Raw genomic sequence first — 11,829 nt, forward strand, 5'->3', positions numbered from 1 at the left:
CCTTCCCTCCCCGATTCGTCGGGCGCCATTCTTGTGGCGTGGAAAGGTCGAGCGTGGTTCGGTGGCAGGTGCCGTTGAACGGCCACCAAGGGCGGTTGTGGTCGGCCCACGGGCGGGTCTATGCGGCCGACGACTTCGGTGTCCGGGCATTCGACGCCGAAACCGGTGCGCTTGTCTGGGACGCGGCCGGAAGGCCGGCATCGACGCAGACCGGTGCGCGAGCCGTCCACATCTTCTCGGCCCGCGCACTGTTCGCTCTCGATTCGGCGACCGGAGAGCTGCTGTGGCAGCAGGAGTTCACCGCGGAGCAATACCCCGTGGTGTCCGTGCTGTGTAGCTCGTCCGATCAGCCGTCGTCGAGCCGCCCTCCAAGCTTGGAGGCTTGCCGGGCGATCGAGACCGGAGACGGTGTGCTGCTGGTGTCGTTCGGGGAAACCGTCGTTGCCTTGGATGCCGATACCGGCGCTGTCCTGTGGGGACGGATCGCACCCGGCATCGGCGGCATCCACCTGTTCGAGGAGACGGGGTCGATATTCGCGGGAACGCGCCATCCGATCGCGTTGGCCGCACTCGACCACCGAACCGGCGAACCGGTCTGGCATCGCAAGGACGTCTTTCCCGTGAACACCACCGGCGGCGGGTTCCTACTGCACTGCGGCCCGCCGCCCGACCTGATCGAGACTCGCGTCGACACGGTCACCGGGGCCGATCTCCACACCTGGAATGCTCCCGGCGTCGACCGCTTCAATGTTCTGGCGGTGCGGTCGACACAGGTGTTCTTTCTCTCCAAGCAGGGGATATGGCGTGTCTCCCCCGGAGCAGCACCCACACTGACGCCGCTGCCGTCCTGTCTTCCCGCAGGGGAGATGTCGGCGTGCTTCACGCCTGACGCGCTCATTTCGGGAGACGTGCATCGCGGTCTCCATGCCGTCGATCTCGATACCGGTCGCCTCCTTTGGCATTCACCCGTGCCGACACGAGGCGGCCGGCCCATCGCCTACTCCGGGCTGAAGCTCACGACAGGAGGGGGAGCCGTCTTCGCGGCCGTGTGGGATGGTCGGGTGACAGCCTTCGAATCCGACACCGGCCGAGTGCGCTGGGAACAGCCCCCACCGCACCCCGACAACGATGGCCGTATCCCACTGACCACCGTTCACAACGGCATGCTCTTCGTTGCCGCATGGGCTTCCCTTACGGCCGTGGAGATCGACTCCCCCCGATACCGGTAGCGGCACGGCAGCCTCCGCCCTCCACGAACGCGGCAGGGCGCAACCCACGCGCGGTCGGCCCGCCTTGGGGCGAGACGCCGAATGTCACGTGCCCGCTGCGACCTTTACCGTCAGGGACAGGATCGGGTCGAGGGATGGGGCGAAGGCCAGGGCGCGGATTTCGGCGACCAGGGCCCTGGCGTCGCGGTGCCGGCCGCCGAGGACTTCGCAGGTTTCCAGATCGAATTGGTAGTCCGTCACCTCGGCCGCCGGGTGCCGCTCGCAGACCCAGCTGCCGCCGAGGCCGCCCAGGCCGTCGAGTACCGCGTCCGGGCGCAGCCGTCTGGCCCGGCACAACTCGTCGATGCCGCCGACCGGACCGCTCGCGCCGGAGGCGGCCAGACGGGCGGCGATCACCGCGTTCCCGGCGGCGACCCCCTCGGCCACCCCGACGGTGCCGCCCCGGCCGACCGGGCCGCCCGCGAACTCCCCCGCGATGCCCACCGCGTCCCGGATCCGGCGGCTGTCGAGCGTCATCAGCCGGGCCGCCGCCAGCGCGGCGCCGATCATCCCGATCGAGGGCGAGCCGTCCCGGTCGGCCAGCCGGCACGCCATCTCATGCCCCGCGACCACCGCCACCAACACCTCCTCGCCGCGCGCCTTGACCTCTTGGCCCACCGCGAGCGCCACCGGCAGCACCACGGCCATCGCGCCGGCCGGGGTATCGGGCTGGGGGCCCGCCGCGCCGATCAGCATCCCGTTCGCGAGCGCGGCGGCGGGCGCGGCGAGCCGGCCGGCGGCGTGGCCGATCAGTTCCGCCTCGGGCGGGCCGCCGATGCCGACCGCGACGTGCACGGCCGGGTCGACGGCGCCCACCCGGGCCGCGCCGACCCCGCCCGCGATCGCCGTCAGGATCCGCCGACCCGTCGCCCGCCGTACCATGACCGGTATATGACGCATCGTCAATTCTGTGGCCCAATCGGCGAATTCGCCCGATACCGCCATGGAATCCCCTCCGCGTACCTCGACTGCCCGACGACGTGGTGTGAAAGGACGGCGCAATGTCCCATTGTGACCGCCCCGGTGACGTCGCGTCAGCCCCCCATCACGTCGGGCACACGGCGTAGGCGAACCCGGCCCGAGCCCCGACTCAGCGCACCACACCCGCCGTCCGCGCCGCCGTCAGCCACTGCGGGAACTCGGAGAGGATGCGCTCGTACAACTCGACGTCGGAGATCCGGTCGATGTCGTCCACCTGGAAGAACCCGGCGTTGTCCACCAGCCGCCCCGGCATCGTGTCGATCCGCTCCAGGATCCCGTAGTTGGACCGCCCCAGGCCGACGAACTGCCAGAAGATCGGCAGCCCGGCGGCGTCCGTCAACAACCGCTGGATCTGCTTGCTCCGGTTGACCCCGCCGTCCGAGAAGAACAGCACCAGCACCGGCGCCCCCGGCTCGCGCCGGTAGCGCGCGATGATGTCCTCGATCACCGCCGGCTCGTTGTTGCCGCCGTATACCCCGGCCAGCAGGTCCGGCGAACGCTGCGATCCGTCGGGCAGCGGCGGCGACTGCGGGCGGCGGCCACCACCGTCGATGTAGACGTTGTCCGCGATCCAGCGCGGCAGTTCCGGGATCCGCACCGGGTCGAGCGGCGCGTACTCGTCGGCGAAGATCCACGCGTCCAACTCGCCGTCGTCGTCGAGCCGGGCCGCGATCGGCGCCATGCGCTCCACCAGGCGCCCCACCGCGCCCCCGGCGTACTGCGCGCGCATCGAGCCGGAGCGGTCGAGCACGATCGCCACCCGGGCCCGCACCTCGTGCAGGCCCTTCTTCTCCAGGCAGATCCGCACCGCCTCCTTGCGCAGCGAGATCCGCGCGCCCACCTCCGGCGGCAGCCCGGCCAGTTGCGGGTCATCCGAGGGCGCGGGCAGCCGCATGGTCGGCTCGTCGCTGTACGGCGGCGGCGCCCACCCGGGCGTGACACCCAACGGCGGACCGCCGACCGGCACCACCGGCAACGTCCCGACCGGCACCGCGGCCTCGACCGGCACCCCGGCGGCCTCCGCGACCTCGTCCTCCTCGCCCACGTCCACGCCGTAGTCGCTCGCGAGCCCGGCCAGCCCGCTGTCGTACCCCTGCCCGATCGCGCGCAACTTCCACACGCCCTGCCGCCGGTACAACTCACCGAGCACCATTACCGTCTCGGCCCCGCCCGCCCGCACCTCGAAGGTCGCCGCGACCGCGCCCGCGGCGTCCAGCGCCACCAGCGACAGCCCGCCCACTCCGGCGAACGTGCCCTCATGCACGGAGGCGGCCAGCACCACCCGCTCCACATCGGCGGGCAGCGCGCCGGGATCGACCCGAACACTCTCGCCCTCGGCGTTCGAACCGACGTGGCGCACCGCGCCGTCCGCGCCGGTGGGCTGGTTGTAGAACACGAAGTCCGCGTCCGTACGCACCTTGCCGTGCGATCCGAGCAGCAGCGCCGAGGCGTCCACACTCGGCGCGTCCGCCGCACGGCGGATCACCAGGGTCAACGGACCCGCGGGAACCGGGATGTTCGCCCCGGCGATCAGAGTCGTCATGGTCGCCAGTGTGGCCCGAACGGGCGGCCTCCCGCAGAGGTGTACACACCACCCGGAAGGTGGACGTGATCGGCATCACGAGTGATCGGCCGGCACATCGTGAATTATTTTCCCCATCAGGTGGGAACCAAGCGGTTATGGGCAACAACGGTCATCATCCGGGCGGCCATCGCGCGGACCCCGGCGAGTGGAGCGACGCCGAGCACGAGCGTGCCCGGCTGCTGGTCGAGCGCGCGGCCTCGATCGCCCGCCGCCTGGAGTCGCTGTGCGCCGCCGAGGCGGCCGCGAGGCAGCGCGGCCCGGGCCGCACCTGACGGTGCCGCCCGGGCCGACTGTCGGACCGCCGGGGCCTGTTCGAGACCGGCCCGGGGCCCTCGCGACGTTCCGTCCCCTCCACGGCACGCCGTAGTGCTGCCGGTGCCGTGGTGACCGAACCGGAAACATGTCCCCCACGACGGCCGCGGGCAGCCGTCTTCCCACAACGACCGGAGGCGACCGCATCTCCCGGTGTGCACACAGGAGATACGGCCGCCCCCGACCGTCTTCGCGCTCTTCACTCGACCGCCGTGCTCCGCGTCGCGATCGACACACGGCGTACGCCGAACCATTCGGGACCCACGGCCCCGGGTGGTTCTAGCGCAGGACCAGCTTCTGGCCCGGAAGGATCAGGTCGGGGTTGGTGCCGACCACGCCCTGGTTCTTCGCGTACAGCGACTGCCAGCCGCCGCCCACGTTGTTCGCCGAGGCGATCGCGCTGAGGGTGTCACCGGCCTTGACGACGTAGGTGCCCTCGGTCGCGGTGGTGGCGGTGGTGGTCTCGACCTTGGCGGTCGTCGGCTCCGACTTGGTGACCGGAGCGGACTTCTTCGGCGTCTCGCTCTGCGGCGCGACGGCGACCTTCTTCGGCGTGGTCTTCGAAGTCGTGCTCTTCGGAGTCGACGCCTTCTTCGACGAGGTGGTGCTGCCCGAGTCGGACGGGCTGCCGCCGCCGCGGGTCAGACCGGCCTTCTTCGAGCACACCGGCCAGGCGCCCGGGCCCTGGGACTTGAGCACGTTCTCGGCGACCCGGATCTGCTCGGCCTTCGAGGCGCCCTGCGGGCTGCCCGTACCGCCGTTGGCGCGCCACGTGCTCTGCGTGAACTGCAGGCCGCCGTAGTAGCCGTTGCCGGTGTTGATGGACCAGTTGCCACCGCTCTCGCACTCGGCGACCTTGTCCCACGTGGACGTCGTGGCAGCGCCGGCCGAGGTCGCGGTCGCGAGCCCGACGAGCGGGGTGGCGGCGACGACGCCGACGATGGTCGCGGTGCGCAGGCGGCGCTGGGTACGGCCCATGCCGCGGTGCGTGTTGGTGCTGCGACCGAAAGCGTTGCGGAGAGACATACATTCCTCTCGGAATTCCCCTGGGGCGGATGGACCGGCGCGATCCTTGCGGATCACCCCTGCCCGGAACCGAACGTTCACGCCGGAGACGTGATGTCCGATGCCGCAACCCCGCGGCCCTCCCAGACCGCGAGTTCCGCCATGCCGTGCCGGCGGGAACCCAGGAGGTGCGATTTGCACATCGCCAGGACCATAAACAGGTGATCCGGCCCTTATCAACCCGCTCTTGCATTTACGCAGGTCAGGATAGGTACCGGAAATGCCGAGAGCGGCGCTCGGGAGCCTGTTCCGGGCCGGATTCGCGTTTACCGCGCCGCAAACCTGGGAACCTTTTGCCCGTTTTGACCACCAGCTCTACACGCTGTGCGTTCGCGCCGTGACACAGTGTCGAATCATTACCGGTTGCGATCGAACGATCACGTGCCAGAGCGGTCCGGAGCCGGTATTTCGGCGGAGCCTTAAACACCTTTATGTCCGACTTACACGTGTGGAGTGAGCGGCATCACAAATCCGACCGTGGCAGTCGGTGGGCACAGCGGGTATAACCGGCCGGCAGTCGACCGGGACACCCTTTCCAACCTGGGCATATGTACGCTGCGAGAGCGCTCCGCCACCGGCCGGAAAAGTATGCCGAATGCGATCCAGGCCACATCGAAACTTGTGACCCGCGCCACTTTCACCCGTACGAGGGGCTATTTGCGCCCCATTCGAAGGACACCGGCACGGAAGACATCCTTCCGGAAGCCGGCGCCCTGGGAAAGGGCCGGTGTTATCACGATCCGGGCCCTCGGGAAAGCGGATTCCCTCGCGTCGAAAGTCGCGCCGGGCGCGCCCCTATATATAGGGGTGCGCCGCCCGTGCTCCGCGGTGCTCTGTCGTGCTCTGTCGTGCTCCACAGGGATCCGGCGCGCCCCGGCGCGGAAAGGGTCACCACCGGCGCCGTGGGCGGGGCGCCGTCAGGATCCGGGCTTCCACTGGGAGGCGTCGATGGTGAAGGTACGCAGACCGTGTCCGGCCTCGGCATCCCGGACCCCCGTGAGCCACACCAGGACCAGGGTCTTCCGAGCGGTTTCGACGCAGAACCCCACCTTGCCCGACGCGACGCTCGAATTGAGCACGGTCAGCGGCACCGAGCTGGGCAACGCCGCGGTGCGGGCGGCGACCCGGCATTCCGCGGCGGTCGCGTCGGGGCGGCTGACCAGGCCCGCGACGGCCTGGGGGTCCAGGAACCGCAGCTCGGCCGTGATCGAACGGTCGGCGTCGGTACCCGAATCGGTATGGCAGGCCACGTACTTGAGGGTGGTCGCCGGCAGCAGCTCCCGGTCCCGGGCGTCCGGCCGGCCGGGCGTGACCGAGAGCTTCTCCAGGTCGATCAGCGTGGCGAAACCTCCCTTGCAGACATCGTCTTCGAGGAACGAGGCTGCGGGAATCGTGGGGGCCTCGATCACCATGGGGACCTTCGAGCGGATCTGCTTCAGGCCGGTGGTGGGGTCGGTGCCGGAGCCGTCGGCCGACCCGGAGTCCTTGCCGCCGCCTCCGTCTCCGTCCCCGTCCAGCAGTGGCGGGACGACCAGGACGGCGGCCACGACCACGGCCACCGCCGCGACCGCGGCCGTCGCGATGCGGGCCCACGGGCGGCGGCGGGTGGCGTCGTCGGGGTGGGGGTGGGGGTGGGCCGACAGGGGCGGGGGCGGCGGGCCGGCGAAGCCGACGGGGCCCGCCGGGGCGACGGAGCCGGCCGGGCCGACGCCGGCGGCGCCGGCCGCGTACGGACCCGGGCCCACCATGGGCGGTCGTCCCGGTGGCGTCGGCGAGGTCGACGGTTGCGGCGGGGCCCACGGCGGTTCGGCCGGCTTCGGCGGCGGTGGGATCGCCGCGCCGGCCGGCACCGCCCGGTCCGCGGCGGCCGGCGACGGGGCCGCGTCGCGCTCGGCGATCTCCCGGACGATGCCCGCCGGCAGCCAGTTCGCGCCCCGCACGAGGACGGTCACGTCGGCACCTCGCCGGCACCCTTCGATCACGTCCGCGAGCGAGGGCCGGTCGGCGGGCTCCTTCGCGAGGCACGCCGCGAACAACTCGCGCAACACCGCCGGGCTCGCGCTCAGGTCCGGGGCCCGGCCGACGATCCGGTACATCAGCGCCTGGGCGTGGCCCTGCCCGAAGGGGTGGTCCCCGGTCGCGGCATAGTGCCCGACCAACGCGAGCGAGAACACGTCGCTCGCGAACCCCACCGGCTTGCCCAGCACCTGCTCCGGCGACATGTACGCGGGTGTGCCGACCATCACGTCGGAGCCGGTGAGCGCGGTGGTGTCCGCCGCCCGGGCGATACCGAAGTCGATCACGCGCGGCCCGTCGGCGGCCAACAGCACGTTGGACGGCTTGAGATCGCGGTGGATCACGCCGGCCGCGTGTACCGCCTCCAGCGCCTCCGCCACACCGGCGACCAGCAGCAGCACCGACTCGACGGGCAGCGGCCCGTGGACCCGAACGGCCTCGGACAGCGGCGGGCCCGCGACATACGCGCCGGCGAGCCACGGCAGCGGGCCGTCGGTATTGCTGTCCAGGACCGGCGCCGTGTACGGCCCGTGCACGCGTCGCGCGGCCTGTACCTCACGCTCGAACCGCCTGCGGAACTCGGCGTCGCGGGCCAGTTCGGGCCGGACTACCTTGAGCGCGACCGGTTGCCCGCCGCGCGTATGCGACAGGTAGACGCTGCCCATGCCGCCCTGCCCGAGCCTGCCGCGCAGCACATATCCGGCGACGTCGCGAGGGTCATCGGGTAGCAACGGATCGATCATGCGTACTCCCCGTTCAGTCCGCCCGAACCCGGGCCTGCCCCGGCCCCGATGCGACCGCGTGCCGTCGGCGACGGGACGCGACCCATGATCCCGAAGCCGATCGGGGGAGTCCCATGCGACCCCGGTGTCACGGTGCGATGAAATGATCGCCTGCCGAGGGCACTTCCGGGTTCCGGACCCGGAGAGAGTGCCCCCGACGAATCGTGCGTCGCCGACGCGCGGAAACTCTGGAGCCTACGGGGGAACGGGGCATGTGGGGTCGGGGCACGGTGCTGGGCGACCGCTACACGCTGGCCAAGCGGCTGGGCGGTGGTGCCATGGGCGAGGTGTGGCGCGCCGACGACGGCGTGCTGGAAAGGCCGGTCGCGGTCAAGATCCTGCTGCCCGCGCTGCTCGACGACGCCAAGTTCGCCGAGCGGTTCCGGCGTGAGGCCAAGGTCTTGGCGGCACTCGACCACCCGGGCATCGTCGACGTACACGACTACGGCGAGAGCGGATCGGAGCCGCGTGTCGCCTACATCGTGATGGAACTCGTCGACGGCCTGCCGCTGGACGCGCTGTTGGCCGCCGGCGCCGCGACCATGCCCGCCGACCGGGCGCTCGGCATCGTCGCCCAGGCCCTGGACGCGCTGCACGCGGCCCATCGGCGCGACATCGTGCACCGCGACGTCAAGCCGTCGAACCTGATGATCGGCGCCGACGACCGGGTGACGGTCACCGACTTCGGCATCGCCCACTCCACGACGGCGGGAACCAGGCTCACCGCGTCGCACTCGGTGCTCGGCACGGCCCGCTACATCGCCCCCGAACAGGCCCGGGGCCTCGGGGCGGTGCCCGCGTCCGACCAGTACGCGATCGGCGTGGTCTGCTACGAACTGCTGACCGGCGAGCCGCTGTTCACGGGCGACGCGGTATTCGAGGTGGTGCTCCGGCACATCCGCGAGCCGGCGCCCGAACTCCCGGCCGAATTCCCGGAGCCGGTCCGCGCCTTCGTGGCGAGGGCGCTGGCGAAGGAGCCGGAGGATCGATTCCCCGACGCGGCCCACATGGCCACGGCGGCCCGCGAGGCGATGGCGAGCACGTCGACCTCGGCGCCGGCCGCCGCACTCACCACCGACGACACGCCCGGGGCCGCCGACGAGCCGCCGGCTTCGCTCCCGGCGTCCGCCGAGGGGGCGCCGGTTCCGTCACCGGGGCCCGCCGCCGAGAAACCGGATCCGGCCCCGGCAGCCGCCGCCGCAGCCGCAGCCGCCGAAAAGCCCACCACGCCCGCGACACCCGCCGCCGACGACGCCGTCCCCACACCCGCCGGGTCACCGGCTCCACTCCAGGCACCGGCCCCCGCCGAGGCCGAGGCCGACCGACCCGACACACCTCCGCCCTCCGCGACCCCCCGACCCTGGAAACGACACGGCCTGGCCGCCGTACTCCTGGTCCTCGGCGTGATCGCGGGCGTCGTCGCCACGGTCCTGTACATCAACCCCCTCCAGGCCGAGGCCAACCGGGCTCCCAACGCGGCCGGCGCGAAAACGCCCCCGGCCGAACCCCGCCTCCCCGAAGGCACGTCGGCCGATCCCGCCACGGGCCCGGCCACCCCCTCGGGCCCCACCACCGGCACCCCGAGCAACAACCCCACCGGCAACCAGCCCCCGAGCGGCCCGCCCGCCGCCGGAACCGGTGGCGGCAACCCCAACACGTCCACGTCCACCGGCGCAGGCGGCTCCCCCGGAGGCGGCGAAGGCGGCAGCACGGGCACGGGCACGGGTACCAAGCCCAAGCCCACCGCCCCCGCCCCGCCCCCGGCCCAATCCGCCCCCCAAGGCTGCGGCGGCGCCAACTGGGGCGCCATCACCAGCGTCGCCGACGGCCTGCAAGTCGGCCTCGCCGCCGACGGCCCCACCGCCGGCAAGGAGGTGATCATGGGCGGCCACACCCGATACGGCTGGGTGCGCTCGACCTCGACCTGGGACTCCTTCAACACGTGCAGCCTGGAGGGCCCGGCCCTCGGCCAGCCGTACGGGAACGTCGACCGCGCCGAACTCGCCATCGGTTTCGGCTACTCCACCAACTGGCGCCTGGTCACCGCCCCGACATCGGGGGCGGTCTACATCAAGGACTTCGGCGGCCAGACCTGCCTCACCAACAACGGCAACGGCAAGCCGCTGTCGGTGGTCACCTGCACCCCCGCCAACCGCTCCCAGCAGTGGCGAGTCCCATAGACCCTCCGCTCAGGCCGTGTTGCGACGGCGCACGACCGCGATCGCGCCCGCCCCGAGAAGAACCAGCGCACCCCCGGCGAGGGTGAGCGGCACGGCGGTCGCGCTACCGGTCTTGGGCAACTCGGTCAGTGGCGCGGCCGCGTCCCGGGGCGGGTTCTGCTTGTCCGCGACGGGCCGGGTACCGACGTTCGCGTCCTTGTCGTCGGCGGGCTTGGCGGCACCGCCGATCTTGAACCGGTGGGGGAAGGGGTCCTGGCCGGGAACCTTGACCAGCCAGGGCTCGATGCTGCCGTCGGTCAGGTGCGTGGCCGAGCCGTTCACCGTCACGGAAAGGTCGACCGTGATCGACTTTCCCGCTCGCAGGGGGCCGGGGAGGTCGATGCTGAGAAGCAGGCCGTCGTCGGTCTCGGTGACCTTCAGGTTCTGCGTCGCCTTGCCGGGGGTGCTGTAGCCAACCACGACGTCCTTGGCCTTCCCCTGCGCGTTGCCACCCGTGAGCCGGATGAGAGCGGCGATCCGCTCAGAGGGCATGTCGTGGTACTTGGTCGTGTTGGTGACCGTCATGCGGCTGTGGAAGACCTGGCCCCGGGTAACCGACCCCGGCACCTCGCTGACGAGTTCGAGCCACGGCTTGTAGCCGGGCTCACCGACGTGCGGGTCGTCGTCCTTGGGCGTGGCGGCCTTGGTCGGGGTGGGCGCCTTCGTGGCGGGAGCCTTGGTGGGGGTCGGAGCCTTGGTGGCGGGGGTGGTCGTACCGCCGTCGGACGTCGGCGCGGCGGAGGACGACGGCACCGGGGTCTCGGCCGCGAACGCGGCACCGGCGGCCCCGGGCAGGGCAAGCGCCACCAGGACGGCAACCGGGGTGGCGACCGCGAAACGACGGGCAAAAGTGGTGATTTCGGGCGAGCGCATGGCGGAGTAATCCCTTGGTTCGGAAAGGAGTGAAAGAAAAACGAACTCGGAGCCCCGGGTGCCGCCCGAGCCGACTTCCGCCGGCCCTGCCTGCCGTCCCGCCGCTCCTCTCTACTTGCTGCTCTCAATCACATAGACGCCTGCCCGCCCACGCGGTTGCGCCCGACCCCGAACTTCCCCCGACGACTTCTCCCCAGCCCCCTGACCTGCACACTCACCTGCCAACCCACAGCGACAAACGCAAAAGTCGGCGGCACCCGGTCGAGTTGCCTCAACCGGGTACCGCCGACCTACGGGTTTCCGCCGTCCCACTGCTTCCCGCGGAGGACGTGGGATTCGAACCCACGAGCAGAGTCACCCCTGCTAGCAGTTTTCAAGTCACAGCACCCACGTGACGCTCAGTACGGCGCGGCCCCCAACGGTGCCGCGCCGTACGCGTTTTCCCAGCCCAGAGTCCACCTGCATGACGTCTGGTACGCCACCCCCAAGCCCCATCCGCAAGCGTCCGGGCACACCCCGGGCACACCAGAAGCTTGGTCCGAACGAAGATGCATGGCACCGGGATTACACCTCGGCGGCACAAATCGTGGGATCACGCAGCCACACACCTACCGCGAGATAACCGGCAACCGAGTTGGACAACCGATGCCCTCACAGCCGCAGCCAAGGAAGTACCGTTCAGCCCAGGGACTTATGGGTCTTGGCCTCGATCGTTGGCGAGATCCAGA

General features: G+C 71.3%; 8 protein-coding genes. 3 read left to right on the forward strand and 5 right to left on the reverse strand.

Features of this window, described 5'->3' with window-relative positions:
• The first annotated feature begins 38 nt into the window (after positions 1 to 38).
• Positions 39 to 1,229: an outer membrane protein assembly factor BamB family protein gene (locus tag ACMXN5_RS15720; RefSeq protein ID WP_439675796.1), complete on the forward strand. Its 1,191-nt coding sequence runs from the start codon at positions 39 to 41 to the stop codon at positions 1,227 to 1,229.
• Between the two features lie 84 nt (positions 1,230 to 1,313).
• Here the strand turns inward: ACMXN5_RS15720 and ACMXN5_RS15725 are convergent, their stop codons facing one another.
• Together ACMXN5_RS15725 and ACMXN5_RS15730 are read right to left on the reverse strand one after the other, a co-directional pair.
• Positions 1,314 to 2,213, reverse strand: a complete 900-nt coding sequence (locus ACMXN5_RS15725) for an MmgE/PrpD family protein (protein WP_439675797.1) — start codon at positions 2,211 to 2,213, stop codon at positions 1,314 to 1,316.
• A gap of 145 nt (positions 2,214 to 2,358) precedes the next feature.
• Positions 2,359 to 3,792 carry a VWA domain-containing protein gene (locus ACMXN5_RS15730; protein ID WP_439675798.1) on the reverse strand — a complete coding sequence of 478 codons (1,434 nt, stop codon included), beginning with the start codon at positions 3,790 to 3,792 and terminating at the stop codon, positions 2,359 to 2,361.
• 137 nt (positions 3,793 to 3,929) lie between these two features.
• On the opposite strand from ACMXN5_RS15730, the gene ACMXN5_RS15735 reads away from it, so the two are divergent.
• Entirely contained in the window at positions 3,930 to 4,106 is a 177-nt protein-coding gene (locus ACMXN5_RS15735) for a hypothetical protein (RefSeq protein ID WP_395795654.1), read from the forward strand.
• 319 nt (positions 4,107 to 4,425) lie between these two features.
• On the opposite strand, the gene ACMXN5_RS15740 is transcribed toward ACMXN5_RS15735, so the two are convergent.
• Both ACMXN5_RS15740 and ACMXN5_RS15745 read right to left on the reverse strand, forming a co-directional pair.
• On the reverse strand, positions 4,426 to 5,172 hold the full coding sequence (locus ACMXN5_RS15740) for a transglycosylase family protein (protein ID WP_439675799.1): 747 nt from the start codon (positions 5,170 to 5,172) through the stop codon (positions 4,426 to 4,428).
• Between the two features lie 956 nt (positions 5,173 to 6,128).
• The gene (locus tag ACMXN5_RS15745; protein WP_439675800.1) at positions 6,129 to 7,970 is read right to left on the reverse strand and encodes a protein kinase domain-containing protein; all 1,842 of its coding nucleotides are present in this window, start codon (positions 7,968 to 7,970) and stop codon (positions 6,129 to 6,131) included.
• 251 nt (positions 7,971 to 8,221) lie between these two features.
• On the opposite strand from ACMXN5_RS15745, the gene ACMXN5_RS15750 reads away from it, so the two are divergent.
• Complete coding sequence (locus tag ACMXN5_RS15750) at positions 8,222 to 10,189, forward strand: protein kinase domain-containing protein (protein WP_439675801.1); 1,968 nt, start codon at positions 8,222 to 8,224, stop codon at positions 10,187 to 10,189.
• 9 nt (positions 10,190 to 10,198) lie between these two features.
• On the opposite strand, the gene ACMXN5_RS15755 is transcribed toward ACMXN5_RS15750, so the two are convergent.
• A complete protein-coding gene (locus tag ACMXN5_RS15755; RefSeq protein WP_439675802.1) occupies positions 10,199 to 11,101 on the reverse strand; it encodes an LPXTG cell wall anchor domain-containing protein in 903 nt (300 codons plus the stop codon).
• Positions 11,102 to 11,829 lie beyond the last annotated feature (728 nt).

The sequence above is a fragment of the Embleya australiensis genome (assembly GCF_051903075.1).
GTDB lineage: Bacteria > Actinomycetota > Actinomycetes > Streptomycetales > Streptomycetaceae > Embleya.